General features: G+C 74.3%; 24 protein-coding genes and 1 riboswitch. Of the genes, 14 read left to right on the forward strand and 10 right to left on the reverse strand.

Going from position 1 to position 25,992, the window contains the following annotated elements; all coding sequences use genetic code 11:
• Nucleotides 1-789 carry a cytochrome c biogenesis CcdA family protein gene (locus AC24FB_RS05475; protein ID WP_425714702.1) on the forward strand — a complete coding sequence of 263 codons (789 nt, stop codon included), beginning with the start codon at nt 1-3 and terminating at the stop codon, nt 787-789.
• 21 nt (nt 790-810) lie between these two features.
• Here the strand turns inward: AC24FB_RS05475 and AC24FB_RS05480 are convergent, their stop codons facing one another.
• Nucleotides 811-1,248 carry a M23 family metallopeptidase gene (locus AC24FB_RS05480; protein ID WP_425714701.1) on the reverse strand — a complete coding sequence of 146 codons (438 nt, stop codon included), beginning with the start codon at nt 1,246-1,248 and terminating at the stop codon, nt 811-813.
• Between the two features lie 275 nt (nt 1,249-1,523).
• Nucleotides 1,524-2,366, reverse strand: a complete 843-nt coding sequence (gene rsmI / locus AC24FB_RS05485; RefSeq protein ID WP_425714700.1) for a 16S rRNA (cytidine(1402)-2'-O)-methyltransferase — start codon at nt 2,364-2,366, stop codon at nt 1,524-1,526.
• 268 nt (nt 2,367-2,634) lie between these two features.
• Between rsmI and AC24FB_RS05490 the strand changes: the two genes are divergently transcribed.
• Nucleotides 2,635-4,404: a dolichyl-phosphate-mannose--protein mannosyltransferase gene (locus AC24FB_RS05490; RefSeq protein ID WP_487561172.1), complete on the forward strand. Its 1,770-nt coding sequence runs from the start codon at nt 2,635-2,637 to the stop codon at nt 4,402-4,404.
• Nucleotides 4,405-4,469: 65 nt separating this feature from the next.
• Here the strand turns inward: AC24FB_RS05490 and AC24FB_RS05495 are convergent, their stop codons facing one another.
• Entirely contained in the window at nt 4,470-5,909 is a 1,440-nt protein-coding gene (locus AC24FB_RS05495; RefSeq protein ID WP_425714698.1) for an aldehyde dehydrogenase family protein, read from the reverse strand.
• A 211-nt stretch (nt 5,910-6,120) separates the two neighbouring features.
• Between AC24FB_RS05495 and AC24FB_RS05500 the strand changes: the two genes are divergently transcribed.
• Nucleotides 6,121-6,852 carry a DNA-3-methyladenine glycosylase I gene (locus AC24FB_RS05500; RefSeq protein ID WP_425714697.1) on the forward strand — a complete coding sequence of 244 codons (732 nt, stop codon included), beginning with the start codon at nt 6,121-6,123 and terminating at the stop codon, nt 6,850-6,852.
• An 89-nt stretch (nt 6,853-6,941) separates the two neighbouring features.
• Here the strand turns inward: AC24FB_RS05500 and AC24FB_RS05505 are convergent, their stop codons facing one another.
• Nucleotides 6,942-7,199 (reverse strand): type II toxin-antitoxin system Phd/YefM family antitoxin, encoded by a 258-nt coding sequence (locus AC24FB_RS05505; protein WP_425714696.1) that lies wholly within the window; start codon nt 7,197-7,199, stop codon nt 6,942-6,944.
• Between the two features lie 188 nt (nt 7,200-7,387).
• Here AC24FB_RS05505 and AC24FB_RS05510 point away from each other — a divergent pair, with 188 nt between their 5' ends.
• The 6 genes from AC24FB_RS05510 to AC24FB_RS05535 all read left to right on the forward strand — a co-directional run bounded on the left by AC24FB_RS05510 (nt 7,388) and on the right by AC24FB_RS05535 (nt 14,135).
• Nucleotides 7,388-8,455 (forward strand): homocysteine S-methyltransferase family protein, encoded by a 1,068-nt coding sequence (locus AC24FB_RS05510; protein WP_425714695.1) that lies wholly within the window; start codon nt 7,388-7,390, stop codon nt 8,453-8,455.
• Between the two features lie 58 nt (nt 8,456-8,513).
• Nucleotides 8,514-8,621: riboswitch (TPP riboswitch) on the forward strand.
• A 47-nt stretch (nt 8,622-8,668) separates the two neighbouring features.
• Nucleotides 8,669-9,388 (forward strand): YkoF family thiamine/hydroxymethylpyrimidine-binding protein, encoded by a 720-nt coding sequence (locus AC24FB_RS05515; RefSeq protein ID WP_425714694.1) that lies wholly within the window; start codon nt 8,669-8,671, stop codon nt 9,386-9,388.
• Complete coding sequence (locus AC24FB_RS05520) at nt 9,385-9,984, forward strand: ECF transporter S component (RefSeq protein ID WP_425709303.1); 600 nt, start codon at nt 9,385-9,387, stop codon at nt 9,982-9,984. Before AC24FB_RS05515 ends, AC24FB_RS05520 begins: the two co-directional genes overlap by 4 nt.
• A complete protein-coding gene (locus AC24FB_RS05525) occupies nt 9,981-11,843 on the forward strand; it encodes an ABC transporter ATP-binding protein (protein ID WP_425714693.1) in 1,863 nt (620 codons plus the stop codon). Before AC24FB_RS05520 ends, AC24FB_RS05525 begins: the two co-directional genes overlap by 4 nt.
• On the forward strand, nt 11,840-12,640 hold the full coding sequence (locus AC24FB_RS05530; protein ID WP_425714692.1) for an energy-coupling factor transporter transmembrane component T family protein: 801 nt from the start codon (nt 11,840-11,842) through the stop codon (nt 12,638-12,640). The genes AC24FB_RS05525 and AC24FB_RS05530 overlap by 4 nt, the downstream gene beginning before the upstream one ends.
• 49 nt (nt 12,641-12,689) lie before the next feature.
• Nucleotides 12,690-14,135: an LLM class flavin-dependent oxidoreductase gene (locus AC24FB_RS05535; RefSeq protein ID WP_425714691.1), complete on the forward strand. Its 1,446-nt coding sequence runs from the start codon at nt 12,690-12,692 to the stop codon at nt 14,133-14,135.
• Here AC24FB_RS05535 and AC24FB_RS05540 read toward each other — a convergent pair.
• Nucleotides 14,102-14,728, reverse strand: coding sequence for a response regulator (locus AC24FB_RS05540; RefSeq protein WP_487561411.1), 627 nt, complete (start codon nt 14,726-14,728; stop codon nt 14,102-14,104). The genes AC24FB_RS05535 and AC24FB_RS05540 overlap by 34 nt on opposite strands.
• 260 nt (nt 14,729-14,988) lie before the next feature.
• On the opposite strand from AC24FB_RS05540, the gene AC24FB_RS05545 reads away from it, so the two are divergent.
• Together AC24FB_RS05545 and AC24FB_RS05550 are read left to right on the forward strand one after the other, a co-directional pair.
• Complete coding sequence (locus AC24FB_RS05545) at nt 14,989-15,690, forward strand: sensor domain-containing protein (protein WP_425714689.1); 702 nt, start codon at nt 14,989-14,991, stop codon at nt 15,688-15,690.
• Nucleotides 15,687-16,883: a sensor histidine kinase gene (locus AC24FB_RS05550; protein WP_425714688.1), complete on the forward strand. Its 1,197-nt coding sequence runs from the start codon at nt 15,687-15,689 to the stop codon at nt 16,881-16,883. Before AC24FB_RS05545 ends, AC24FB_RS05550 begins: the two co-directional genes overlap by 4 nt.
• A 92-nt stretch (nt 16,884-16,975) precedes the next feature.
• On the opposite strand, the gene AC24FB_RS05555 is transcribed toward AC24FB_RS05550, so the two are convergent.
• Complete coding sequence (locus AC24FB_RS05555; RefSeq protein ID WP_425714687.1) at nt 16,976-17,704, reverse strand: DUF1345 domain-containing protein; 729 nt, start codon at nt 17,702-17,704, stop codon at nt 16,976-16,978.
• Nucleotides 17,705-18,003: 299 nt separating this feature from the next.
• On the opposite strand from AC24FB_RS05555, the gene AC24FB_RS05560 reads away from it, so the two are divergent.
• Both AC24FB_RS05560 and AC24FB_RS05565 read left to right on the forward strand, forming a co-directional pair.
• A complete protein-coding gene (locus tag AC24FB_RS05560; RefSeq protein WP_425714686.1) occupies nt 18,004-19,734 on the forward strand; it encodes a hypothetical protein in 1,731 nt (576 codons plus the stop codon).
• 80 nt (nt 19,735-19,814) lie between these two features.
• A complete protein-coding gene (locus tag AC24FB_RS05565; RefSeq protein ID WP_425714685.1) occupies nt 19,815-21,575 on the forward strand; it encodes a chaplin family protein in 1,761 nt (586 codons plus the stop codon).
• Nucleotides 21,576-21,731: 156 nt separating this feature from the next.
• On the opposite strand, the gene AC24FB_RS05570 is transcribed toward AC24FB_RS05565, so the two are convergent.
• From AC24FB_RS05570 to AC24FB_RS05585, 4 genes are all read right to left on the reverse strand, one after another.
• Complete coding sequence (locus tag AC24FB_RS05570) at nt 21,732-22,532, reverse strand: hypothetical protein (protein WP_425714684.1); 801 nt, start codon at nt 22,530-22,532, stop codon at nt 21,732-21,734.
• A gap of 269 nt (nt 22,533-22,801) precedes the next feature.
• Nucleotides 22,802-24,052: an RNA polymerase sigma factor gene (locus AC24FB_RS05575; RefSeq protein ID WP_425714683.1), complete on the reverse strand. Its 1,251-nt coding sequence runs from the start codon at nt 24,050-24,052 to the stop codon at nt 22,802-22,804.
• On the reverse strand, nt 24,040-24,411 hold the full coding sequence (locus AC24FB_RS05580) for a YciI family protein (RefSeq protein WP_425714682.1): 372 nt from the start codon (nt 24,409-24,411) through the stop codon (nt 24,040-24,042). The genes AC24FB_RS05575 and AC24FB_RS05580 overlap by 13 nt, the downstream gene beginning before the upstream one ends.
• Before the next feature lie 121 nt (nt 24,412-24,532).
• Nucleotides 24,533-25,150 (reverse strand): phosphoribosylanthranilate isomerase, encoded by a 618-nt coding sequence (locus tag AC24FB_RS05585; RefSeq protein WP_487561181.1) that lies wholly within the window; start codon nt 25,148-25,150, stop codon nt 24,533-24,535.
• A gap of 187 nt (nt 25,151-25,337) precedes the next feature.
• On the opposite strand from AC24FB_RS05585, the gene AC24FB_RS05590 reads away from it, so the two are divergent.
• Nucleotides 25,338-25,895, forward strand: coding sequence for a Uma2 family endonuclease (locus tag AC24FB_RS05590; RefSeq protein WP_425714680.1), 558 nt, complete (start codon nt 25,338-25,340; stop codon nt 25,893-25,895).
• Nucleotides 25,896-25,992 lie beyond the last annotated feature (97 nt).

Below are 25,992 nucleotides of genomic sequence, written 5' to 3' on the forward strand. Positions count from 1 at the left end.
ATGTGGGACCAGCTCGGCTCCTTCTTCGCCAGCACCGTGCTCACCGGCCCCATGCTCGCAGCCCTTCCCGTGGCGGCGATCGCCGGCTTCATCTCCTTCGCCTCCCCCTGCGTGCTGCCCCTGCTGCCCGGGTACGTCGGCTACCTCAGTGGCATGGCCGGGGTCACCACACCCGACACGCCACTGATCGGCGGACCCCAGACCAAGGTCCGTGACCGCCGGCTGCTCGCCGGGGTGCTGCTGTTCGTGGCCGGCTTCACCGCCGTGTTCGTCCTGCTCGGCGTCATCTTCGCCTGGCTCGGGATCCTGCTCGCCCCCTGGCTCGACCTCACCACCCGCATCCTCGGCGGCGTCGTCGTGCTCATGGGCCTGGCCTTCATGGGCTACGTCCCCTTCATGCAACGCAACCGGCGCCTGCACCTGACCCCCCGGCAGGGCCTGTGGGGTGCGCCGCTGCTTGGGGTCGTCTTCGGACTGGGCTGGGCCCCCTGCATGGGACCGACCCTGGCGGCAGTCCTCAGCCTCGCGTTCAACGAGGCCGACCCCGCCCGCGGCGGGATCCTCGTGTTTGCCTACAGCCTCGGGCTGGGTATCCCCTTCGTCGCCGGCGCGATGCTGCTGTCCCGCTCAACCCGGGCACTGGGCTTCCTGCGCCGACACCGCCGCGCGTTCCAGCGCCTCGGCGGTGGGCTGCTCGTCCTCCTCGGACTGGCCATGGTCACCGGTCTGTGGACCTGGGTCTCGGGCTACCTGCAGGGCCTCGTCGCCAACTTCCAAACCCTGATCTGAGGACCCCGACCCGCGCCGAGCTCACGCGCACAGACGGCGCTCGCCCCACGTCCACCCCCACGTGGCCATGAAGGTCTCCGGCGCGGTGTGCCGACCCCGGTCATAGACCCTGAAATGCAGGTGACAACCGGTGGAGTTGCCGTCATTGCCCACGGCGGCGATGACCTGCCCGGCGCCCACCCGCTGCCCGACACGGACACCCACTCCGCCGGCGTACATGTGGTTGTAGCTGGTCTGCAGCCCGCCGCCGTGGTCGATGACGATCACGTGTCCCGTCAGGCCCAGCCGGGGACCGTAGGAACTGGTGATGGACCCGTCGACCGGCGTCACCGACTGGCCACTACCCGCCTGCCCGGGCGAGAGCGCGGCGGAGGCGGGCAGGCAGTCCAGCGCCCCCGTGCTCGCGGAGGGGGTCGGCCGCAGGTTCGCGTGGGGGTGGTCGTCGTGGTTCGCGGTCACCGAGCCGCGGCCGGGCAACGGCGTCCAGCCAGCCTGCGGCTCGACGGCGTGCCAGATGGCCTGGTGTCAGATGATGTAGTCCACCAAGAGACGATCGGCGTGCTCGGTGAGGTAGGCGACGACCCGATCCCCCAAGCCCGCAGTCTTGACCGGTCATGAAGTCCACGGCCAGCCCGGCCGGGTGCCCCCCTGCGTCGACGGCGCTGGCGCGGTATCCGCCGATGTCGGCGACGCCCTCTGGGTCAACCTTTGATGAGGCACTCGGATGTTCCGGGTCAGTGCGTGGAGCGCGCCTCCAGCGCGGCGGCGTACAGGTCGTTCTTGCGCAGCCCCGTGGCCGCGGCCACCTCGCCCGCGGCCTCCTTGAGCCGCATCCCGTCCGCGCTGAGAGCGAGGACCTCCCCGACGCCGTCCGTGAGCGTGACCTCCTTCGGCGCGGCTCCCCCGACGACGACGCAGATCTCCCCGCGCACCTCGCCCTCCCACGCGGCGAGCTCGCCGAGCGTCCCGCGCCGGACCTCCTCATATGTCTTGGTCAGCTCGCGCGCCACGGCGGCCGGCCGGTCCGCACCGAACGCCTCGGCCATCGCGGCCAGCGTCTCGAGCAGCCGGTGCGGCGCCTCGAAGAACACCAGCGTGCGCTGCTCGTCGGCGACGGCGGCCAGCGCCCTCGCCCGGTCGCCCGCCTTGCGCGGCAAGAAGCCCTCGAACGCGAACCGGTCGGTCGGCAGCCCGGACAGCGCGAGGGCGGCGAGCACGGCCGACGGCCCGGGCAGCGTGGAGACCCGCACCCCGGCGTCGACGGCGTGGCGCACCAGGCGGTACCCGGGGTCGGAGACGGCGGGCATCCCGGCGTCGCTGACGACGAGCACCGTCCCGCCCGCGAGCGCGGTGTCGAGGAGCTCGGCCGAGCGCGCGTCCTCGTTGTGCTCGTAGAGGCTGACGACGCGCCCGGTGACGCTGACCTCGAGGCGGCGGGCGAGGTCCCGCAGCCGGCGCGTGTCCTCCGCCGCGACGACCTCGGCCGACGCGAGCGCCGCGCGCAGGCGGGGCGACGCGTCGCCGGCGTTGCCGATGGGGGTGGCGGCCAGAATGACGACGCCGGACTGCTCGCTCATGTGGTCAGTGTCCCCCGCGGACGGTCACCGGTCGGGCCCGCCGTCTCCCTACACTCGCCGCGTGACGTCGAGCGGACCCGGGCCCTACCCCGCGGACGACCCGGACGGCGGCGGAGCGAGCGCAGCCCCCGGGCGCGTCGGTGACCCCACGGGCGACGGAGACCCCGGGCACGCGGGCGCCGGCGAGCACTCGGACGACCCAGCGGCGACCACGTCCCGTCGGGGACGCGCTGCCGGCAGGTTCCGCCGCGATGGCGTCCCCCGCCCGATGCACGGCTCAGCCGACGAGGTCGAGCAGAACCTGCGCGCGCGGCTCGGGCTGCGCCCGCTCGGCGAGGTCCTCGACCCGCGCACCCGCCTGCTCGGCTGGCTCGTCCCGCTGCTCATGGGTGTGCTCGCGGCGGCCGTCCGGTTGCCCCGGCTCGGCGTCCCCGGCCGCCTCGCGTTCGACGAGACGTACTACGTCAAGGAGGCGTACTCCCTGCTCACCCTCGGGTACGAGGGCGACTGGGAGGGCGACGACGCGAACCCCCGGTTCGCCGAGGGCGACTTCGGTGCCCTGAGCACCGAGGCCGACTACGTCGTCCACCCCCCGCTGGGGAAGTGGCTCATCGCCATCGGCATGCGCCTGCTCGGCCCCGAGAACCCCGAGTCCTGGCGGCTGAGCTCGGTGGTGGCGGGCGTGCTCATGGTCGTCCTCGTCACCCACCTGGGCACGCGGCTGTTCCGGTCGGCGCTGCTCGGCGGGGTCGCCGGGTTCCTCCTCGCGGTCGACGGCGTCGGCATCACCTCGAGCCGCATCGGCCTGCTGGACGTCTTCCTCGCCGTCCTCGTCCTCGCCGGGACGATGCTGGTCCTCAAGGACCGGGAGTCGACGCGGGCGATCCTCGCCCGCCGCTCCGCGGAGCAGATCGCCGCCTCCCCGGACGGACGCCTGCCCTCCGGGCCGGCCCCCCGCGTGGGGATCCGCTGGTGGCTCGTCGCGGCCGGCGTCGTGCTCGGCGCCGCGTGCGGCGTCAAGTGGTCGGGCGCCTACGCCATCGCCGTCCTCGGGCTCATGGTCTACGTGTGGGACACCGCGGCCCGGCGGGCGGTCGGGTCGCGGCGCTGGATCGCGGACGGCGTGTGGCGCGGCGGCGCACCGGCGTTCTTCGCCCTCGTGCCCACCGCCGCGCTCGCCTACCTCGCGAGCTGGGCGTCGTGGTTCGCGTCGTCGGCGGGGTTCAACCGCACGTGGGCCGCCGACCAGCGGGCGGCGGGGCTCGAGACCGGGTACCCGTCCTGGCTGCCCGACTCGTTCGTCTCGTGGTGGGCTTACCACGCACGGATGATGGAGTTCCACACGGGCCTGGTCAACCCGCACGAGTCGCAGGGGCACCCGATGGTGTGGCTGCTCCAGCTGCGACCCACGCTGTTCTACCGGGCCGGCGGCGAGGAGCGGTCGGCGCTCGGCATGTGCGGCGACGAGCAGTGCATCGCCGGCGTGACCTCGATCGGCAACCCGCTGACGTGGTGGCTCGCAGTCGTCGCCCTCGGCGTGGTCCTCTACGCGGCTCTCCGGCTGCGCGACTGGCGCGCGTGGGTGATCCTCTCGGGCTACCTGTCCATGTGGCTGCCCTGGGTGGTGCTGTACTCCCACCGCACGATCTTCCAGTTCTACTCGGTCGCGTTCGTCGCGTTCGTCGTCCTCGCCCTGACCTACGCGCTCGGCTGGCTCCTGGGGATCCTGCGGCCGCCGACCGACGCGCCGCTGGGTCGCGGACCGGACGTCGAGCGCGAGGCCGAGCGGTGGGCGTGGCTGCGCCGGCACTTCGCGCGTCCCGACGACCGGACCGCGATGCCCGACTCGCGTCCCCGCCCCTCCCTCCTCGACCTCGCGGTCGCGGAGGACGCCTCGACGACGACGAACCGCTCGGGCCTGCTCGCGCTCGTCGTCGTGCTGGGCTCGGTGGCCGCCGTCTCGGCCTGGTACTACCCGGCGTGGACGGCGTGGAACCTGTCCGAGGCCGCGTGGGAGCTGCGGGTCTGGGGCGGCTGACCCCTCCCGCGCACAGCATCGGCGGTCGGTGTGGCGCAGCGTGACCGGCCGACCCTCGGCGCGTCCTACCGCCGGGGCGAGACGCCGAACATCGCCCGGATCATCGCGCCCGTCCGACGGCCGTACGGCGGCCTGACCAGCGCGAGCGTGTCGGGGCGCAGCGGCTTGGCGAGCACCGACTTCTCGTGGCTGAACCGCCGCACGGACTCCTCCCCGTGGTACGCGCCCGTTCCCGACTCGCCCACGCCGCCGAACGGCAGACCGGGGACGGACAGCTGGAGCATGGGCGCCCCGAACGACATGCCGCCCGCCCGCACCTCGCGCACGAGGCGGGTGCGGTCGGCGTCGTCGTCCGTGAAGGCGTAGGCGGCGAGCGGGTGCTCGCCCGCGCGGATGTGCCCGATCGCCTCGCCGAGACCCTCGACGGCGACGATCGGGAGGACCGGGCCGAAGATCTCCTCGGACATCACGGGGTGGTCGGGACGGACGCCGGTGAGGACGGTCGGCTCGAGGTATCGCGAGGCGGCGTCGCGCCGGCCGCCGTGATGCAGGGTCGCGCCGGCGGCGACGGTGTCGTCGAGCAGCGCCGCGACGCGCGCGTGGTGGTCCCCGCTGACGATCTGGCCGTAGTCGTCGCTCGTCGACGGGTCGGCCCCGTACATCTCCCGCGTGACGGCGGCGAGGTGGTCGGCGAGCGGTTCCGCGGCCTCCGGGGTGGTGAACACGTGGTTGGGCGCCACGCACGTCTGGCCGGCGTTGAGCCACTTGGCCCAGGCGATGCGGTTGGCCACCGCCGCGAGGTCCTGGCGCGGGTCCACCCACACGGGGCTGCACCCGCCGAGCTCGAGCGTGACGGGCGTGAGGCGCTTCGCCGCGGCGGTCGCGACGATCCGGGCCACCCGGGCGCCGCCCGTGTAGAAGATGTGGTCGAGGCGCTGCTCGAGGAGGGCGGTCGTCGTGCCGGCGCCGCCCTGGACGGTCGCGACGACGCCCGGGTCGAGGTACCGCCCCACGAGCGAGGCCAGGGCGAGCGAGGTGGCCGGGGCGATCTCGCTGGGCTTGAGAACCACCGTGTTCCCGGCGGCAAGCGCACCGACCAGCGGGGCGAGCACGAGCTGGACCGGGTAGTTCCACGGCGCGATCACGGCGACGACGCCGAGCGGCTCGCGCACGACGCTCGCCGAGGCGGGCAGGAGCGTCGCAGGCACCGGGACCCGGCGGTTGCTCGTCCAGCGCCGCAGGTGGCGCACGGTGTGGTCGAGCTCGCCGATCGTGAAGGCGATCTCGGCGAGCCAGCTCTCGGTGGGGTGGCGGCCGAGGTCGGCGGCGAGCGCGTCCGCGAGCTCGGGGCCGCCCTCGACGAGGAGGCGCCTCAGGTCGGCGAGGTGTCCACGTCGCGCGGTGCGCGCCAGGGTCGCGCCCGCCTCGAACGTCCTGCGCAGTCGGGCGGTCGCGGCGGGGACCTCGGGGGCGTCCTCGGGGACGGTCGGGCGGGTCTCGGCCATGTGCTCGACGGTAACCGGCGGAGGTCCCGGGCGCCCGTGCGGGCCGATCCCGGTCGCCCACGACCGACGCCTCCAGCGTGCCGGCGCTCCCCGCGAGCGTCGGCACAGCGGCACACCGCACGGCGGTCCACAGGTGCCGGTCGCAGCGCCGCATCCACAGATGTGCCACCACGGGGTGCGTGGGCCTCCCGGCCCGGGCGACGATGCAGACATGGCGGGGACGGGCAGGGACGAGACGGACGCGGGAACGACGACGCCGGGCACAGCGTCGGGAGGCGCCGCGGCAGCAGGCAACGCCACGGCGGCGGGAGACGCCGGGTCGGGGGACAGCGGGACGCGAGCCGACGACGGGCTCGTCGTCGGCGCGGACGGCCTGGCTCGCCCGGCCTGGGCCGCGAGCGACCCGACGCTGCGGGAGTACTACGACACCGAGTGGGGCATGCCGGTGCGGGACGAGCAGGGGCTGTTCGAGCGGATCAGCCTCGAGGTCTTCCAGTCGGGGCTGTCCTGGCTGACGATCCTGCGCAAGCGAGAGGCCTTCCGGGAGGCGTTCGACGACTTCGACCCCGACGCGGTGGCGGCGTTCGGGGACGCGGACGTCGACAGACTGATGGCCGACGCCGCGATCGTGCGCAACCACCGCAAGATCGAGTCGACGATCGACAACGCCCGGGCGACCGTGGCGCTGCGGGCGGACGGCGGGCTGGCCGAGCTCGTGTGGTCGCACCGTCCCGACGTGACGCCGGAGCCGCAATCGTTCGCCGAGGTCCCGAGCTCGTCGCCGGAGTCGGTCGCGCTCGCGAAGGCGCTCAAGGCCGCAGGCTTCCGGCACGTCGGTCCGACGACGATGTTCGCGCTGATGGAGGCCGTCGGGATCGTCGACACGCACCTGGTCGGCAGCCACCGGCGCGGAACCTCAGCGGTGTGGGACCCGGCGGGCTGAACGCACCGCAACCGCGAGTTCGTCATCGTCGAGCGCGAACGTGTCGAGACAGCCCCGCTCGTGGTCCACGAGGACGTTCGTACCGAGAATCAGCGTTCGCCCCGGGAGGCCCCGGTCTCCGGGTCGAGCATGTCGACGGCGTCCGGAACGTCGGAGACGAATCGATCGTCGGGTGGTGCGATCCCGCCGAGCGCGGCTCTCAGTTCTCGCCCCGACGCACGGCGTGCGGGCCGGACCTCGGCGACCGGTCGATCGTCACGCATCACGATCACCGTCTCCCCGGCCTCGATCGCGTCGAGCAGCTCGGAGAACCGGCGTGACGCCTCCGCGGCAGTGACCGTTCGCATGACGGCATCGTCTCCGATCATCGGATTCGACGCGAGGGCAGCCATCCGGGCGCTCGCACGGGCTCGCCGTTGCCCGTCGTCGTCGAGCCCCCGTCTCACCAGGTGAGCCGTGGCCGCTCGCGCGAGCGCAGCGAGCGCCCCGCGCGGTTCACTGCGGCACTCGCCGAGACCACCACGAGGAGCACCGCATGACCGCGCACGCCACGACCACCGAGCCCGCCACCTTCTCCGAACGCCTCGACGCCGGGCCGGTGATCTGCGCCGAGGGCTTCCTCTTCGAGCTCGAGCGGCGCGGCTACCTCACCGCCGGCGAGTTCGTGCCCGAGGTGGCGCTCGAGCACCCTGAGGCGCTCAGGGCCGTGCACGTCGACTTCCAGCGCGCGGGCTCGGACGTCGTCGAAGCGTTCACCTACAACGGGCACCGCGAGAAGATGCGGGTGATCGGCAAGGAGGACCTCCTCGAGCCCCTCAACCGCGCGGCCCTGCAGATCGCGCGTGAGGTCGCCGACGCGGTGCCGGGGAACCTCGTGGCCGGCAACATCTCCAACACCAACGTGTGGGACCCGTCCGACACGGGCACCCAGGCCGAGGTCCGGTCGATGTTCGAGGAGATGGTCGGCTGGGCGGTCGACGAGGGCGCGGACATCCTCGTCGGCGAGACCTTCTACTACGCCGGCGAGGCTCTCACCGCGCTCGAGGTGGCGCGCGCGAGCGGCCTGCCGGTGGTCCTCACGCTCGCGCCGATGGCGCTCGAGGAGATGGCCGACGGCGTGGGAATCGTCGAGACGGCGCAGCGCCTCGAGCAGGGTGGAGCCGACGTCGTCGGGCTCAACTGCTTCCGGGGGCCGGACACGATGCTCCCGTGGCTGCGCCGGATCCGGGAGACCGTGAGCTGTCACGTCGGCGCCCTCCCGATCCCCTACCGCACCACCGAGGCCGAGCCGACCTTCTTCAGCCTCACCGACCCGGGCGCGAGCGTGCCGGCGCCGCACGGCCGGCCCTTCCCCACCGCGCTCGACCCGCTGTACGCGAACCGCTACGAGATCGGCGAGTTCGCCCACGAGGCCTACGCGCTCGGCGCGCACTACCTCGGGGTCTGCTGCGGCGCGTCCCCGATCCACATCCGTCAGGTGGCCGTGGCGGTCGGGCGGACCACGGAGGCGAGCCGGTTCTCGGAGAACATGGCCAACCACTTCATGTACGGGAGCCACGAGCGGCTGCCCGAGCACATCGCCGACCTCGGCGCCCGCGCCTGACCAGCGGGTCCAACGTGCGGTCGGGCCTCGACGCACCGAGGCCCGACCGGTAGCGTGCCGGCAACCCCCGGGGAGCGCCGAACGGCGCTGAGAGTGCGGAGAGTCCGCAGACCCGTCAACCTGATCCGGTTAGCACCGGCGTAGGGAGCAGGGCACCTGCCGGACGTCTCGCTCCGGGAGGTCTCGACGTACCCGCGGGCCGGGAGAGGCACCGTGAGCACGCACGCCGGCAGAACCCAGGCCCTCGACGACGCGCAGGTCGACCCGCGAACCGCTGCGGGCACCGGCTCCGCCGACCCGACACCCGAGCAGCTCGGGATCGGGATGCGGCTGAGCATCCACCCGCACGCCGACGACTTCGTCGACGTCATCCTCGGCTCGATCACCGACGTCGAGCAGCGCGGCCTCACCGACGGGCTCGTCGTCGAGAGCGATGCCGTCAGCACGTACGTCGGGGCGCGGCGCGCGCCGGCGGAGCAGCGCCTGGCCGCGTACGCCGTCGCGCTGGTCGAGGCCGCCTCCCGCCGCACCGGCGGCGGCCACGTGGTGGCGCACCTCCTGCTCTCCCGGGGCTGCCCCGGCGAGGTGACCTGCGACCCGCGGTCGTTCGTCGAGGCGACCGACCCGGCCGCACCGATCGAGCTCGAACCCACCGGCATCCCGGCCCGCGCCCAGTGGTCGCTGTACCCGCTGCTCGACGGCTCCTCCGCCGGCGGCGACCACATGGAGCCGATCATGGCGGCGATCACCGAGGCGCAGGAGCGGGGCGTGGCGAGCGAGGCCGCGCACTACGCGACGATGCTCACCGGCGACCTCGGGGAGGTCGTGGCGACGGCGACGGACGCGTGGGCGCGGGTCGGCGCGAGCGTCCCGCACGTCGTCACCCATCTCACGGTCTCGGTGGGTTCGCCGAGCGAGCAGGTGGCGTCATGAGCGGCGCGGACCAGAGCCACGGGTACGGCCCGTGGGCGCTGAAGGACCTCGTGATCGTGGTGGTGCTCGGCGCGGTCTTCGGGTTCGCCTACTGGGCTCTCGTCCAGGGCTGGAGCGGGCTGCGCGTCCTCATGGGCCCCGCGGGCGACCTCTCCGAGCACGTCCTCTTCGGTGGTTGGCTGATCGTCGCCCCGATCGCGGTGGCCATCGTGCGGCGTCCCGGCGCCGGCGTGCTCGCCGAGGTCCTCGCCGCGACCATCGAGTTCGCGTTCCTCGGTTCACCGGTCGGCCCGCTGCTCCTCGTGGCGGCCCTGCTCCAGGGCGTCGGCTGCGAGCTCCCGTTCTTCCTCACCCGCTACCGGAGGTTCGGGTGGGGCATCTTCGCCCTGGCCGGGCTCCTCGGCGCAACGCTGGTGTTCTTCTACTCCGCGTTCCGCTCGGGCTGGTACGGGCAGGACATCTTCGCGCTGCGCCTGGCGATCCAGGCGCTGTCCGGCGTCGTCCTGGGCGGGCTCCTCGCCAAGGTGGTCGTCGACGCGCTCGCGCGCACCGGGGTCGTGGACAACTTCGCCATCGGCCGGGCCGGTCAGGCATGACGGGCCTGTCGGCACGGCCGGCCCGGACCTCCCCCGACGACGGGGCCGCCACCGGGCACGACCGTCCGGCCGTGGGCACGGCGGCGGCGTCGGCCGTCGCGCTGACCGACGTGTCGGTGCACTTCCCGCGCCGGCCGGAGCCGGCGCTGAGCGGTGTCACGCTCGGCGCCGCGCCCGGCGAGCACGTGGTGGTCCTGGGGCCCTCGGGCTCGGGCAAGTCCACGGTGCTGCAGGTGATCACCGGGGTCGTGCCCCACACGGTGACGGCACGGGTCACGGGGGAGGTGACGGTGGCCGGGGCGCACGACCTCGGCACGCCCGTGGTCGAGCGCTCCCGCCGCATCGGCGCCCTCGCACAGGACCCGGGCGCCGCGGTGTGCCTCCCGGTGGTCGAGCAGGAGCTCGCGCTCCCGCTCGAGAACCACGGCACCGACCCGGCCGCGATCGACGACCGCATCGACACCGCGCTCGACGCCGTCGGCGCGGGCGCGCTGCGCGACCGGTCCTCCGCCGACCTCTCCGGCGGCGAGTCGCAACGGGTGGCGCTCGCGGCCGCGCTCGTCACGGAGCCGGAGGTGCTCGTCCTCGACGAGCCCACCTCGATGCTCGACCCGGCCGGCATCGCCGCCGTGCGCGACGCACTGGGCACGGCGGTGCGGCGCCACCACCCGGCGGTCGTGCTCGTCGAGCACCGGCTCGACGAGTGGGCGGGCCCGGCCGGCATCGCCGGGCTGCCCTCCCGCGCCGTTGTGCTCGGCCCCGACGGCACGCTGCTCGCCGCGGGCGACACCGTCGAGATCCTGCTCGCGCACGCCGAACAGCTCGTGGCGGCCGGCTGCTGGCTTCCGCTCGAGGCGGAGCTCGCGGCGGCCTGCGGTGGACCGGGCGGGCTGTCGTCTGCCCGCTGCACCGACCACCTGCGCGGGCTCGCCGCCGAGGTAGCACCGGGGTCGGGCCCGGGGACCGAGCCGGAGACCGATCCAGGACCGGGGCCCGAGCCTGTGTCGGCGCCCGAGTCGGCGCCGACCACTGCCGGACCGCCCCTCCTGTCCGCGCGCGGGCTGAGCGCCGGCCGTGCGGCCTGGCGCGGCGGACGTCGGCGCGCGGGGCGTCGCGGTGGGCGGGACGACGGACGGGGGGCCGGCCCGGCCCCCGAGGACCACCCGGTGCTCACCGGGATCGACCTCACGGTCCGAGCCGGGGAGGTCGTGGCGGTCCTCGGCCCCAACGGGGTCGGCAAGTCCACGCTGCTGCTCACGCTCGCCGGACTCCTGCCGCCGCTCGCCGGCACCGTCACGGGGGACGCTCCGGGCATGGTGTTCCAGAACGCCGAGCACCAGTTCCTCACGCACACCGTGGCCGCCGAGATCGGGCACGGGCTCACCGGCGAGGCGGGCGAGGCCGCGGTCGCGGACCGCCTGCGGCGTCACCGGCTCGAGCACCTGGCCGGGCAGAACCCGTTCCGGCTCTCGGGCGGGGAGAAGCGCCGGCTCAGCCTCGCGGCCGTCCTCGCCCACGACGCTCCCGTCCTCCTCGCGGACGAGCCCACCCTCGGGCTCGACCGGCGCGACGCGGTCGCGACCATGGAGACGCTGCGCGCGGAGGCGACCGCGGGACGCGGGATCGTGCTCTCCAGCCACGACCTGCGCACCGTCGCCACGCTCGCCACCCGGGTGGTCCTGCTCGCCGACGGCGAGATGATCGCCGACGGTCCCACGCACGAGGTGCTCAGCGATGCGGACCTCGTGCGGCGCGCGGGCCTCAGCCTGCCCCCGCTCGTGTCCTGGCTGCTCGCGCACGTGCCCGGCAGCTCGCTCGCACACGTGCTGCGCAGGCTCGACGAGCGGGTGGGCCGATGACCGCGCTCGCCCGGGCACCGCTCGGCGACGCCCCGCTGAGCCGCCGCAACCCCACGGTCAAGCTCGCCGCGCTCACCGCGGTCTCGCTCGCGGTCGTGTTCGTGCTCGACCCGCTCACGCCGCTCGCGCTCTACGCGCTGGCCCTGACCGCCGTGGCCGTGGGCACCCGGGCCGCGCCGCGCACGCTGGTGCTGGCGCAGCTCCCGTTCCTCGTGTTCGGCCTGGGCGTGCTGTCGGTCAACGTCCTCACCCGTCCCGGGGAGGTGCTGTGGCAGTGGGGCGTGCTGCGCGTGACGGTCGAGGGGCTCGAGGTGGGAGCCGCGCTCGGCGTCCGCTCGCTGGTCATCGGGGTCTGCGTCGTCGGGTTCCTGCTGTCCACCGACGGCGTGGCACTGATGACGAGCCTGCACCACAACGCCCGGCTCGGCGCGCGGATGACCTACGCCGTCCTCGCCGGGTACCGGATGCTGCAGGAGATGCCGCGCGAGTGGTCGACGATCCGGCACGCCCACGCGGCGCGCTCCCCCGACGTGCGGGGCCGGCCCCCACGAGGGGCGCGCCACCTGGCCGGGGTGGTGTTCACCCTGCTCGTGGTGTCGCTGCGCAAGGGCGAACGGATGGCTCAGGCCCTGGAGTCCCGGGGGCTGGGGCTCGCCCCCCGCACCACGTGGCGGCCCACCCCGGTGCGCGGCGCGGACTGGGCGCTGCTGGCCGGTGTGCTCGCCGTGCTGGCCGCCGTGCTCGTCGTCAGCCACCTCGCCGGGACGCTGCGGGGGCCCGGTGCCCTCTTCGGATAGCCGGATGAACACGCCCACCGACGGACCACCACCCCCGACGGAGAGACCCATGCACCTCGTCGCCCTGGTCAACGCCCCCACCAGCCAGTACGCGGAGTCGTGGCGCCATCCGCTCTCGCGTGGGGACTGGCTGGGCGCGTCGTTCTACGCCGACCTCGCCCGCACGCTCGAGCGCGGCCGGTTCGACATGATCTTCTTCCCGGACGCCCTCGCCGTCCCCGAGGACGCGGCCGGCGACTACGCGACCACCGTCCGCACCGGCGGCAAGGGGGCGATCTACCTCGACCCCGTCACCCTGGCCACGGTGGCGGCGTCGGCCACGACGCACCTGGGTGTGGGCGCGACGATGTCGACCACCTTCCTGCCGCCCTATGCCATCGCCCGCACCATGCTCAGCCTCGACCACCTCTCCGGCGGCCGGACGGCGTGGAACGTCGTCACCTCGACCACCGACGCCGAGGCCCGCAACATGGGCCTGTCCGCGATGCCCAGCAAGGCGGCCCGCTACGACCGGGCCGACCGCGTGGTGCGCACCGTCCTGGACCTGTGGGACTCGTGGGGGCCGGACGCCCTCGTGCTCGACCGGGAACGCCGGATGTTCGCGGACCCGGCGCACGTGCACCGGGTCCCGGACACAGGCGCGAGTGCGGAGGCAGACGCGGATGCGGGTGCGGGTGCGGGTGCGGGTGCGGACCCGGAGGCGGTCGCCCTGAGCCGAGGACCGGTCACGCTGCCGCGCAGCCCGCAGGGACGACCGGTGCTCATGCAGGCGGGCGCCTCGGAGCGGGGCCGGACCTTCGCCGCCCGCTGGGCCGAGGTGGTGTTCGTCGTCGCCGAGGACGCGGCCGCGATGCGCGCGCTGCGCACCGACCTGCGCGCCCGCGCCGCCGCGTGGGGCCGGGACCCGGACGACCTGCGGGTGCTGGCCGCGGTCCAGCCCGTGGTGGCCGCGACCGACGACGCAGCCCGCGCCCGCCTGAAGGAGATGGCTGCGCTGCTCGACGAACGCGAGATCCTCACGATGCTCGGACGCCTCCTGCACGCGGACGACCTCGACCCGGATGCCCGCGCCGCCGACCTCCTCATCGCCCACCGGGGCGCGACCGGGAGCGAGGGGTTCGAGGACATGCTGCTGCGCGCGAGCCGGGCGGAGGACCTCACGGTCCGCGAGCTCGCCCAGCGGCAGGCGATCAGCCAGCTCAAGCCCCAGCCCACCGGCTCCCCGGCGACGGTCGCGGACGAGCTGTGCGCGATCGTCGACGCCGAGGCCGCCGACGGTTTCGTCGTCATGTCGGCGCTGTACCCGTCCTCGCTGACGGAGTTCGTCGACGGCGTCGTCCCCGAGCTCCAGCGCCGCGGGCGCCTGCGTCGCGACTACCGGGGCGGAACGCTCCGCGAGCACCTCGCGCCGGGCGCACCGCCCGGCCGGACGGCCGACCAGCCGTCCGCTCAGCCGCCGGGTCACCGTCCGACGGCGACGAGCCCCGACTCGTAGGCCGTGACCACGATCTGCGTGCGGTCCCGCAGGCCGAGCTTGGCGAGGATCCGGGACACGTGCGTCTTGACGGTCTGCTCGCCGAGGAACAGCTCGCCGGCGATCTCGCCGTTGGACATCCCGGTCGCGACGAGGCGCATGACGTCGAGCTCGCGCTCGGTCAGCGGCGAGAGGACGGTGGGGTCCGGCCGACCCGAGGGCCGGGCCGCGTAGTCGGTGATGACCTTGCGGGTGATCGACGGCGAGAGCAGCGCCTCGCCGGCCGCCACCACGCGCACGGCGCCGGCGAGCTCGTCGGCGGTGGCGTCCTTGAGGAGGAACCCGCTCGCCCCGGCCTGGAGGGCGGCGAACACGTACTCGTCGGCGTCGAAGGTGGTGAGCATGACGACGCGGGGGTGCTCGTCCCCCGGCATGGCGAAGACGGCGCGGGTGGCGTCGAGGCCGTTGACCTTCGGCATGCGGATGTCCATGAGGACGACGTCGGGGCGGGTGCGGCGCACGAGGTCGACGACCTCGGAGCCGTCGGACGCGCTGCCGACCACCGTCATGTCCTCCTGCGCGTCGAGCAGGGCGCCGAAGCCCTGCCGGACCATCGCCTGGTCGTCGACGACGGCGACGCGCACGACGCCCGTACCGGTCGGTGTGCTCACCCGGACACGGTAGCCGGGGACGCCTCTCGTCGTCGGGGGCGTTCCGGCGCCTCCCCTCCCCCGTGCGTAGGGGACCGATTCACACCCGCGGGTGACGCGGAGCGGCGAGGCGCGCGGCGACAGTCCCTGTCATGCACACGACCACCGCGGCACCCGGCCGCTCCGACACACTGTCCTCAACCACCAGAGACGGACGTGACCACATGACCGCCACCGCACCGACCGACGACAGTCAGGGCCGAGCGGGCCGCACCCTGCGCACCCTCGGTCGCGACCTCGGCTACCTCCTGCCGGGGATGATCCTCTCGATCATCGCCTTCGTCCTGCTCGTCACGCTCTTCGCCGTCGGGGTCGCGACGTTCATCGTCTGGATCGGCGCGCTCGTCCTGCCGCTCACCCTCGTCGTCGCCACCGGGTTCGCCCAGATCTCCCGGGCGCGGCTGCAGGCCTGGGGCGCCGAGGTCGTCCCGCCCCGCTACCGCGAGCACCGCGGCGGGATCGGCGGCTGGATCAAGCTCCTGGGTGACGGACGCCGCTGGCTCGACCTGTTCTACGAGGGCCTGCTCGCCTTCCCCCTGCGCCTGCTCACCGGGCTCGTCGCCATCATCTGGCCGGCCGCCGCGCTCGGTGGGATCACCTACTGGTTCTGGGGACTTTTCCTGCCCGAGGACGACGCGATGTCCGGCCTCACCTGGCTCCTCACCCAGCTGCCCGACGGCTGGATCTCGGAGTCCGTGGCGCAGAGCTTCTGGCTCGACGCCCTCGTCACCGGGATCGCCGGGCTCCTGCTGGCGATCAGCACGCCGGCCGTCGTGCGCCTCATGGCACTGATGGACGCGGGCGCCACCTCCGTCGCGCTCTCCGGCACACCCACGGGCACGACGATCGGTGGGCAGCAGCGATGACCGGGCGGACCCCGTCCCACGACCCGGTGGGGAACCTCCTCGCCCTCCGGTCGCCGCGCACCGGCTGGACCTGGCTGGCGACGATCTACACGGCCGTCGTCCTCGTCCCGATCACGTGGCCCGTGCTGACGAACGTCCACGACGTCCACGTCGCGATCTCCATGGTCCTCGCGTTCGCGACCTCGGGGGCTCTCGTCCTCGCCGTGCGGTGGCCCGCCGTCTCGCTCGGTCTCGCCCTCGCGGGGGCCGTGGGCACGGCGGCGGCAGCGGCGTCGTCGTCGGCCCCGTGGCCCTGGCCCGTGCCGACGATGATCGCCTTCCTCCTCAACCTGCTCGTCCTCACGCTCCTGCACGGGTGGCGGTGGGGCGCCGGCCTCTGGCTCGGCGGGTCGGCCCTCTCGGTCGTGGCCGTCCTCCTGCGGCCCGACGCGGGCGGTGCGGTCGCCAACGCGATCGTCACCGCGGGCATCGGGGCCGGCCTGCTCGCGGCCGGCAGCGGGCTCCGGCTCCTCCTGCGCGGACGGACCGCCCTGACCGAGGAGCGGCGGGCCCGCGCCGAGGAGTCCGAGCGGCGCACCGAGCTCCAGGAGCGCAACCGGATCGCGCAGGAGATGCACGACGTCGTCGCGCACTCGATGTCCGTCATCTCCGTCCAGGCGACGACGGCGCCCTTCCGCCTCAGCGACACCTCGCCGGAGGTGGACGCGGAGTTCGCGTCCATCGCGCAGTCCTCCCGCTCGGCGCTCACCGAGATGCGCGGCCTGCTCAGCATCCTGCGCGGCACCGAGGACGCGGACCTCGCTCCGCAACCGTCGCTCACCGACGTGGCCGAGCTCGTCGACGGCGCGCGCAGCTCCGGCGCGACGATCACGTTCGACCACCGGGGCGCCGGCCCGGAGACCGTCCCGCCCGCCACCGGGCTCACCGCCTACCGCATCGTCCAGGAGGGGCTGAGCAACGCCCTGCGGCACGCGCCGGGCGCCGAGGTGGCCGTCACGCTCGCCGTCGGGGCGGACGAGGTGGGTGTCGCCGTCGTCAACGGGCCCGCCACGGGCGAGGTGACGGCGTCGGCCGGTGCCGGACTCGGGCTCGCGGGCATCCGCGACCGGACCCGCGCGCTCGGTGGCACCTCGGACATCGGCCCGACGCCGGAGGGCGGGTTCGCGGTCACCGCGACCCTCCCGGTGGGGTGAGGGAACGTTCCTCGCGGGCGGGCCGCGGTGACCTCGATCGGCCGCGGTCGATCGGGGTCACCGCGGCGCGGTCAGGAGCCGAAGCGGCGCGTTCAGGAACCGAAGCCACCGACGAGCAGGCTGACGGTCATCGCGACGATGACCGTGTTGAACGCGAACGCGAGCATCGAGTGGGTCCGCATGACCGACCAGGCGCCGCTCGTCCGGCACCGCACCCCGGACCCCTGCATGGTCGAGGTGAGCACGGACATCGTCAGGTAGTCCCGGTACCCGGGCTCGGAGAGCAGATCGAACTCGAGGGCCCCTCCGGAGTCGAGCCGCATGTACCTGGTCGCGTACGCGTAGACCATGAGCGCCCAGGACCCCGCGACGGCGGCGAAGCCCAGCAGGATCATCCAGATCGAGGTCCGGAACTGATCGGTCTGGGCGATCGTGAGGACGCCGATGGCCGCGACGAGCCCGCCCTGGACGGTCCACGACTCGGCGCTCGACTCGCCGAGGACGGACCGCCACCACGACCGGCCGGCGCGCCGCTGGACCGCAGCGAACCGGCGGAGATCCCGCGCCGACATCCGGGTGAAGACCCGGTGGGTGAAGAAGACGTGCGTTGCCGCGAAGAGCACCCAGTACATGAGGAAGATCGGCATGGTCAGGGACAGGAAGTAGTCCCGCAGCCACTCCGCGGTGGTCGCGTACTCGTCCACCTCGGCCACGCGGGAGATCATGATCGGGACGAAGGCCAGGAGCGTGAGCACCAGTGCGACACCCCCGGCGGCGTTGCCCCGGAAGACCTCGCTCGCGAGCCGTGGGGTCCGGTCCATGCGTCTCCTCGTCAGGCTGTCGTCGTGGTGCGCTCGCCACCGGGTGTCGGTGTCGGCCCGTTGCGCGGCCCGCGCGTTCCGGCCGGTCGTCGCGGGCCCGAGGATGCCACGGCGCCACTCCTCCGCGTCGTACCTCACGCCGACCGTGCGACCGTCCGCTCGCATCGCCCTCCGGTCCTCCCCCTCCGTGAGGGCTCCACCGTCCCGGAGCCCGATCGTCCGGCCCCACGGGTTGCGGGCCCGGCCAGCCTCGATAGAGTGTGATCTACGCGATATTCGTCTGGGGGACGAGACAAGCCATGAGACCGGTCGAGGGCCAGGTGCAGAGCGGGCGCGGACGCCTGCCGCGCTGGGCCGACCGGAGCCTGCGGGCCCTCGGTGGGACCGGCGCCCTCGTCGTCGTCGGCATCGCGCTCGCCTCCCCGGCCGCAGCCGACGACGACGAGGGCGTCACCACGGGGGACACCCAGGACTCGGTGCTCACCTCCGTGCTCGAGGGAATCGGCGAGCACGTGGTCGATCCGGTGGCGGAGCACGTCATCGACCCCGTCGTCGAGCTGGCCGTCCCGCCATCGCCCGACCCCGAGCCGGCCGAGAGCGTTCCCGTGGCCGCCGACGAGGCGGCCACCGACGACCCGTCGGCGATCCCACCCGCTCCCGAGCACGACACCACCGTCGACGTCGACGTGCCGGCTGGAGCCGTCACCGACGACGCCGCCGCGGCCGACGAGCTCGCTGCGCCCGGCGAGGAGGTGGCACCCCCCGCCCCGGGCGACGCCGCCCCGGCCGACGATGCCGCACCGGGCCAGGAGGGCGCCGGCGACGCGGACACCGAGGGCCCGGAGCCTGGCACCTCCGACGTCGACGCGGACGAGTCGCACGAACCGGCCACGCAGACCGAGCCCGCACAGCCCGACGCGGCAACCGCGCCCGCACCGGCCGCCCAGAACGAGCCCACCCCGGAGCGCGACGCCGCCGCGGCCGACGACGCTCCGGTCGCCGACGAGGCGGGGCAGCCCGCCGACCGATCCCCGCTCACCTACCTGTCCGACGCCCTGAGCCCCGTCGTCGAGGAGGTGACCGCGCCCGTCGAGGAGCTGACGACGACGCTCGGCGAGCTCGTCGGAGAGGTGGTCGATCCGCTCACGCCGGTCACCGACGCCGTGCTCACGCCCGTGACCGACGAGGTCGTCGCGCCGGCCCTCGAGTCGGTCCGACCGGTGACGGACTCGCTGCGTCCGGTGCTCGAGCCGGTCGGCACGGTCGTCGAGCCCGTGACCACAGGCGCCGCTCCCGTCCTCGACGTCGTGGACCCCGTTCTCGACGCCGTCGCCCCGGTGGTCCGTGCGGTCGACCCGGTGGTCGCTCCGCTGCGGCCCGCCGTCGACGAGGTCGTGACGATCGCCGAGCCGGTCGTGGATGTCGAGGACGTCGTCGACATCGGCATCCTCGCGCCGTCGCTCGACGAGCCCGGCCCGACGCAGGACGACGCGCCCGCCGGCACACCGCCCGCAGCCGACGAGGTCCCGCCCACCGCCGTCGCGCCCGAGGCACCCGCGGGGGGCCCGGCGCAGACGCCCAACCCGGCGGAGTCGGTCGTCCCGTCCGGGTCGCAGAGCCCGGCGGTCGAGATCACCGCGAGCTCCACGCCCGCCGCGCGCACGGCCGTGGAGTCGGGCGTCGTCGTCGACGTCGCGACCGACCACGTCCCCGAGGTCGTTCCGGCCGCCGTCGCCACCTCCGTCCAGGTCGCCGACGACGTCGCCGCGCGGGTCGCTCCGTCGCAGGCACTGGCACCGGAGGCCGAGCACTCGGGTCCCCAGCACGGCCTCGACGCCGTCGCCCAGGCGGGCCACTCGTTCGCGGTCGTCACGCAGGGCGGCGACTCTCCGGTGCGGGCCGGCGGGGCCGACAGCACGCCCGGCGCCCGCTTCGAGTTCGACACGACCCAGCTGTCCTGGCCGGTCGGCGACTCCGCCGACCGTGCCCTCCTCGACGTCGATCACGAGGTCCCGGTCTCCCCTGCCTGAGTGATGCCCGCCGGCACGCGTGCCGGCACACGCATCCACGCGCATCCGCGCACTCACGGCAGATTCCAAGGAGACAGACCATGCATGCACTGCTACGCCATGCCCTGAGAGTCACAGTGCTCTCGGGCGGGCTGCTCGTCGCCGGGGCCGCAGCGGCCCACGCCGACGACGGCCTGCTGGACGACGACACCACGCTCGACGGCCTCGTCGAGGACGTCGTCGCCGACAACGTGGTCACCGCACCGGTGACCGCCCCGATCGACCTCGGGGACGTCACCGCCACCGTGCTCGGTGACACCGACGTCCGGTCCGAGGAGGTGCCGGCCGCCGAGGCGGTGCCGACCTCCACGGTGGAGATCACGACGGACGACGCGTCCGCGGGCGACGAGGCGCCCACCGAGCTGCCGGAGGCCGCCGGTACGGCCGTCCCGGCAGAGCCGGCCGAACCGGCGCCGACGACGGACCCCGACGAGCCGATCGCGCTCGACGTCGTCGCGGACAACACTGCCACCCTGCCGATCACGGCACCGGTCACGGCCGGCGACCCGGTCGTCACCGTGGGTGGCACCACCGACGTCGAGCGGACGGAGTCCGGGGTGACCGCGCCGGCCGCCGCACCCACGTCGACCACCAGCGTCGACGCGCCGGCAGCACCCGCTCCGGCGGACGACGCCGCGATCAGCGACGTCGTCGCGGACAACACCGTCACCGCGCCGGTGACCGTCCCCGTCGATGTCGGCGACATCACCGCCACCGTGCTCGGCGAGACCACGATCGACGAGACCGTGGCACCGAGCGACGGCGACACGGAGACGACGGGATCCGACGCACCGGTGTCGACCACCACCGTCGACGCGCCCGCAGCTCCCGCTCCGGCCGACGACGCCGCGATCAGCGACGTCGTCGCGGACAACACCGTCACCGCGCCGGTGACCGTCCCGGTCGACGTCGGCGACATCACCGCCACCGTGCTCGGCGAGACGACCGTCGACACCACCGAGACACCGGCCGCCCCGGCGCCGGTGTCGACCACCACCGTGGACACCTCGGCCCAGCCGGTCGAGGCCGCTCCCGTGGACGAGAACGGGGACAGCGGACCGGTCGACGGCCTGCTGGGCGACCTGCTCGGCGACGGACTGCTGAGCGACGTGGTCGCGGACAACACCGTCACCGCACCGATCACGGTGCCGGTCACGGTCGGCGACCTCTCGCTGTCCCTCCTCGGCGACACGACCATCGACCGGACCGCACCGGCTGCGACCACAGGACCGGTCGCCCCGGTCTCGGAGGTGGTCGTCACCCAGGAGCCCGGCTCCGACGCCGGCTCGTCCGGGTCGCTCATCGAGGACGTCCTGTCCGGCAACGTCATCACGCTGCCGATCACCGTGCCGATCGACGTCGGCGACCCGACGGTGACGATCATCGGGGAGACCGAGATCGTCGACGAGGTCACGCCGACCGACCCGACGGACCCCGTTGACCCGGTCGACCCGACCGACCCGACGGACCCCGTTGACCCGGTCGACCCGACCGACCCCACGGACCCGTCCGACCCGACGGACCCCGTTGACCCGGTGGACCCGACCGACCCGACGAATCCGAGCGACCCGGGGACCGACCCCGGCAACGGCCCGGACGTCGACGCCACCACTCCGGTCGTGGTCGAGGTCGTCGACCACGGCACCACTCCGCAGGCGCCCGCGACCGACGGGTCGGCGAACGCCGGGAGCCCGGTGAACGAGCTGCCGGAGACGGGGGCAGGAGCCTCGCTCCCGCTCGCCGCTCTCGCGGGCGGGCTCATCGTCCTCGGCCTGCTCACGCGAAAGCTCGCACGGGTCTGACCCAGGGCCCCTCGCGGTCGGACAACTGGTCGACGTCGGCCGGTCCCCGTGGCGGTATTCCGTCACGGGGGCCGGACCGGCGGCCGTGCTGTGCCCGCGGGCGCCCGCCCGATGAGGCACAACTGCACCCGCACCCCTTTGCGCAGAAGGTGCCTGTCAGCCCATCAGCCACCGGACGAGGAACACGATCGGGACGATCACGACGGCGGAGGCGCCGATCAACCCGACGATGAGGGCACCCTTGGCCTCGGCGCCCAGCTTCGGCTTCGTCCATCCCGCCCGGTCAAGGACCGCCTGCAGCGGGGTGTTGAGGTCGGCGGTGTTCAACGTGTAGTCCACGGGTGTCGTCGGTCCGTCGGCGCTCGTCCCGAGCTCGACGCGCTTCTCGAAGCGCCAGACGCGACCGCCCTCGCTGCTGCCCGTGAGCGCGCCCACGACCGGTACGCCCGCCTGCCAGTCGAGCGCGTAGTAGTGGTCGGACCGCGTGACCTTGCCGGGGCCCGCCATGACGAGGCGGGTCTCGAACACGCGGTTCGTCCCGTTCCGCTGGGCGAGCACCCACCAGGACCGGTCCTGCAGGTCCCACCGCACCTGGATGACCTCGTCGTTGTGGGCGACGACGTACGGCGTGTCCCGCAGCTCGTGGGCCAGCGCGGCGGCGACCGCGGCGAGCGGCCACGGGGTGTCGAGATCCTGGACGACCGGGTCCGGGACCGCGGGACGGAGGTCGTCGGCGCTCGACGTCCCCATCTCGCGCCTGGCGCGCGGCGCGAGGACGAGGGCGATGACACCGACGACGAGGAACAGCACGGCGACGAACCCGAGCGCGAGCCGGTCGCTCGTCCCAGATGCCACCGCCAGCGCCAGCACGGCCGCTCCGGCACCCAGGAGCGTGAAGATCACGCCGAAGATGATCATGCCGATCCACCGGTGCTGCGGCTGCAGCGTCCATCGCATACCTGCGCTCCTTCCTGGTCCGGTCACCGGTGCCCGGCGACCGCGGCGGACCACGCTAGGTGCCGTCCGCCGCGCCCCGACCGAGGGGGCGGGGGCAGATGTCCCCCGCCGACGCGCGCGCTCGGGTCCACCACCCGCACGCGCGCGAGGCGCACGAACCGCAATCTCGACGAGAGAACGCGGGCGCTGGGCCGCGCTCTCGACAGGAATGTGGCTCCCAACCGCAATCTCGACGTGCACCAACCGCAATCTCGACGAAGGGGGGCGGCTCAGGCGTGCTCCTGGCGGAGGCGAGTGAGGTGGCGGCGCTGGGCCGGGTCGTGCGTGAGGGCGATCGCCCGGTCGTAGGCGTCGGCGGCCTCGTCCGCTCGGCCCGCCAGCCGCAGCAGGTGGGCGCGCGTGGCCCAGGCGGGCTGGTACCCGCTGGTCCGGTCGGCGATCCGGTCGAGCACGGCGAGCCCGGCGTCCGGTCCGTCGGTGCGTCCAAGCACCGCGGCGAGTGCGGTGGCGCCGCCGAGCGACGGCGCGAGCTCGTCGAGCGCGAGGTGCAGCCGGCGCAGCGTCGCCCAGTCGATCGGCCCTTCCGGCGTGCGCGCGCAGTGGACGGCCTGGATCGCGGCCTCGAGCTGGAACCGGCCGACCTCGCCGCGCGCGTGGGCGGCGCGCAGGTGCTCGTGCGCCCGCGCGATCAGCGCACGGTCCCACAGCGCCGGGTCCTGCTGGTCGAGCGGGACGTACTCACCGCCCGGGCCGAGCCCCGCACCTGCGCGGGCGGCGGAGAGCAGGACGAGCGCCACGAGCCCCCGGGCCTCGGGGTCGCGCGGGGCGAGCTGGGCAACGAGCTCGGCCAGGTGCCGGGCCTCCGGCGGCAGCCGGCTCGGCTCCTGACCGGTGGACCACTCGATGACGTAGGCGCCGTACACGGCCTCGAGCACGGCGGCCATCCGCTCGGGCAGGGCGTGCCGGTCGGGGATCTCGAACGGGACCTGCGCTGCCTTGATTCGCCGCTTGGCCCGGGTCAGCCGCGTGGCCATCGTCCGGGCCGGGACGGCGAACGCCCGTCCCACCTGGGCGGCGGTGAAGCCGAGGACGACGTCGAGCATGAGCGGCGTCCGGGCCGCCCGGTCGACGTCCGGGTGGGCGCACGCGAGCAGGAGCTCGAGTCGTCGGTCTCCCACGGCGTCCGGGTCGATCTCGTCGACGACGGCGAGACGGCGGGCCACGTCGTCGTCGAGCGGGCCGGTCAGCCGGGACTCGCCGGATCGCCACCGGTCACGCATCCGGTTGCGCGCGACGGCGAGGAGCCAGGCGGCCGGGTCGTCCGGCACCCCGCGGTCCGGCCAGGTGCGCAGGGCACGCTCGAGGGCGTCGCCGACGGCGTCCTGGGCGGCCTGGAGGTCCCCGTCGGCGGCGGCGAGCAGAGCGACCACCCGACCGTAGGCGTCCCGGGCCGCGCGCGCCGCGGCGTCGTGCGCGACCTCGCGCGCGTCCCGGGTGGTGCCGGCGCTCAGGCGGTCCATGCCCCGTCGACGATCGACGTCGCGGCCGGGCGGACCTCGATCGTCCCGTAGGAGCTGGCGGGGCAGCGCTCGGCCCACGCCAGTGCGGCGTCCGCGTCGGGCACGTCGACGACGAACACGCCGGCGAGCGCCTCCTTCGTCTCGGCGAACGGCCCGTCCTGGACCTGTGTCTCCCCCGTCCGCCGCGTGACGGTGCGCGCGTCCCCGGGCGCGGTGAGGATGTCGGCGCCGACGAGCACGCCGGCCCGCGTCAGCGCGTCGGCGTACTCGCCGAACAGGCGCTGCATGTCCGCCATGTCCTCGTCCGACACCTGCCCCGGGTCCGGCACTCCGTTGTGCAGCAGCAGTGCGAATCGCATGATCGTCTCCGTCCGTCGTCGTCAGTCTCACGCAACCAGGATGTCGCGCACAGTGATGACGATCGGCCGGGGCCCGGATCGTCACCCCGGTCGATCCGGCCCGACGCCGTGGGGGGGGGGCCTACCGGTCGTGCACGCTGCGCGCGGCGGCGACGAACCGGTGGATGAGCGCGGGGTCCTTGACGCCGCGAGTGACCTCGACGCCGCTGGAGACGTCGACGCCCCACGGGTGGACACGGGAGATCATCTCGGCCACGTTGTCCGGCGTGAGCCCGCCGGCGAGCATCCACCGGCCGTGCGGGGAGGTCAGCTCCTCGACATCCCACGTGTCCCCGGATCCCGGGGTCGCCGAGTCCAGGAGGAGGACCTCCTCGTCGTGCGCCCGGACCTCGGTCGGTCCGTCGGCCCCGGAGGTGGCCCGCCACACGCGCGGGAAGGTCGCGGCACCGCGCAGGTTGTCGGCCTCGCCGTACCCGTGGAGCTGGAGGACGTCGACGCCGACGTCCCGCGCGAGAGCCACGGCGTCGTCGACCGGCAGGTCGTGGACGACGAGAACGGTGGTCGTGCCCCCCGCTGCGCGGACGAGCCCGGGGATGTCCTCGGGCGGCACGGCGCGGACGCTCGTCGAGCTGACGACGATGCCGACCGCGTCGGCGCCGGCGCCGCGGGCCTCCCGCACGTCCTCGACCGTGCGCATCCCGCAGATCTTGACGAACACCGGCTCTCCCTCCCTCGGCACGACGACGCCGCAGCTCCTCCCGGTCCGGGCCCCGCAGGACCCGGGGCGGGCCGGACGCCATTGTGCCCACAGGCCCGTGCCGGCCCACCCTGCCGCGCGACCTGTGGACGCGCACGGACGCACCGTCGGCCGCCGGGCCACGCTCGTGGCATGACGGGCAGTGACACGACGGCGGAGGTGGAGGACCATGAGCGTCATGACGGTGATGCCGCGCACGGACGGGTGGACGGTCGATGACCTCGACCGGATCCCCGACGACGGCCTGCAGTACGAGCTGCTCGACGGGATCCTCCTCGTGACCCCGGCGCCGGTCCTCGCCCACCAGCGCGCCATCGGCAACCTGCACCTCCTGCTCAGCGCCGCCCGTCCGCCCGGGTGCGAGGTGCTGCTCGCCCCGTTCGACTGGCGCCCGGACCGCCGCACCTCCCTGCAGCCGGACCTGCTGGTCATCGGGGTCGGCGACTCCGGCCCGGCGAACGTGACGACGCCGCTGCGGCTGGCCGTCGAGGTGCTCTCGCCGTCGACACGCCGCAAGGACCAGGTGCTCAAGCGCTCGAAGTACGAGGAGTCGGGCGTCGAGTCGTACTGGATCGTGGACCCTCAGGAGCCGGGCATCCTCGCCCTTGACCTCGTCGACGGCCGGTACGTGGAGGTCGCGAGTGCGAGCGGCGCCGCGGCCGCCCACCTCACCGCGCCGTTCGACGTCGACGTCGTGCCGGCCGAGCTCGTCCGCCCGCCCGACTGACCGCCGGACTCGATCCTGGCGAGCTTGCGCCATCGCGGGCGTCGTGCGCCAGTGCCGCGGTCCCGCGCCCCCCTCCGCCGATCGGCTGATCCGGCCG

The organism is Georgenia sp. Z1344, from assembly GCF_057652375.1.

What these genes read in the sequence shown, in the direction of transcription:
- AC24FB_RS05475 (WP_425714702.1), top strand. Translation starts at nt 1, where the DNA reads ATGTGGGACCAGCTCGGCTCCTTCTTCGCCAGCACCGTGCTCACCGGC.
- rsmI (WP_425714700.1), bottom strand. Translation starts at nt 2,366, where the DNA reads ATGAGCGAGCAGTCCGGCGTCGTCATTCTGGCCGCCACCCCCATCGGC.
- AC24FB_RS05490 (WP_487561172.1), top strand. Translation starts at nt 2,635, where the DNA reads ATGCACGGCTCAGCCGACGAGGTCGAGCAGAACCTGCGCGCGCGGCTC.
- AC24FB_RS05495 (WP_425714698.1), bottom strand. Translation starts at nt 5,909, where the DNA reads ATGGCCGAGACCCGCCCGACCGTCCCCGAGGACGCCCCCGAGGTCCCC.
- AC24FB_RS05500 (WP_425714697.1), top strand. Translation starts at nt 6,121, where the DNA reads ATGGCGGGGACGGGCAGGGACGAGACGGACGCGGGAACGACGACGCCG.
- AC24FB_RS05505 (WP_425714696.1), bottom strand. Translation starts at nt 7,199, where the DNA reads ATGCGAACGGTCACTGCCGCGGAGGCGTCACGCCGGTTCTCCGAGCTG.
- AC24FB_RS05510 (WP_425714695.1), top strand. Translation starts at nt 7,388, where the DNA reads ATGACCGCGCACGCCACGACCACCGAGCCCGCCACCTTCTCCGAACGC.
- AC24FB_RS05520 (WP_425709303.1), top strand. Translation starts at nt 9,385, where the DNA reads ATGAGCGGCGCGGACCAGAGCCACGGGTACGGCCCGTGGGCGCTGAAG.
- AC24FB_RS05525 (WP_425714693.1), top strand. Translation starts at nt 9,981, where the DNA reads ATGACGGGCCTGTCGGCACGGCCGGCCCGGACCTCCCCCGACGACGGG.
- AC24FB_RS05530 (WP_425714692.1), top strand. Translation starts at nt 11,840, where the DNA reads ATGACCGCGCTCGCCCGGGCACCGCTCGGCGACGCCCCGCTGAGCCGC.
- AC24FB_RS05535 (WP_425714691.1), top strand. Translation starts at nt 12,690, where the DNA reads ATGCACCTCGTCGCCCTGGTCAACGCCCCCACCAGCCAGTACGCGGAG.
- AC24FB_RS05540 (WP_487561411.1), bottom strand. Translation starts at nt 14,728, where the DNA reads ATGGTCCGGCAGGGCTTCGGCGCCCTGCTCGACGCGCAGGAGGACATG.
- AC24FB_RS05545 (WP_425714689.1), top strand. Translation starts at nt 14,989, where the DNA reads ATGACCGCCACCGCACCGACCGACGACAGTCAGGGCCGAGCGGGCCGC.
- AC24FB_RS05550 (WP_425714688.1), top strand. Translation starts at nt 15,687, where the DNA reads ATGACCGGGCGGACCCCGTCCCACGACCCGGTGGGGAACCTCCTCGCC.
- AC24FB_RS05555 (WP_425714687.1), bottom strand. Translation starts at nt 17,704, where the DNA reads ATGGACCGGACCCCACGGCTCGCGAGCGAGGTCTTCCGGGGCAACGCC.
- AC24FB_RS05560 (WP_425714686.1), top strand. Translation starts at nt 18,004, where the DNA reads ATGAGACCGGTCGAGGGCCAGGTGCAGAGCGGGCGCGGACGCCTGCCG.
- AC24FB_RS05565 (WP_425714685.1), top strand. Translation starts at nt 19,815, where the DNA reads ATGCATGCACTGCTACGCCATGCCCTGAGAGTCACAGTGCTCTCGGGC.
- AC24FB_RS05570 (WP_425714684.1), bottom strand. Translation starts at nt 22,532, where the DNA reads ATGCGATGGACGCTGCAGCCGCAGCACCGGTGGATCGGCATGATCATC.
- AC24FB_RS05575 (WP_425714683.1), bottom strand. Translation starts at nt 24,052, where the DNA reads ATGGACCGCCTGAGCGCCGGCACCACCCGGGACGCGCGCGAGGTCGCG.
- AC24FB_RS05580 (WP_425714682.1), bottom strand. Translation starts at nt 24,411, where the DNA reads ATGCGATTCGCACTGCTGCTGCACAACGGAGTGCCGGACCCGGGGCAG.
- AC24FB_RS05590 (WP_425714680.1), top strand. Translation starts at nt 25,338, where the DNA reads ATGAGCGTCATGACGGTGATGCCGCGCACGGACGGGTGGACGGTCGAT.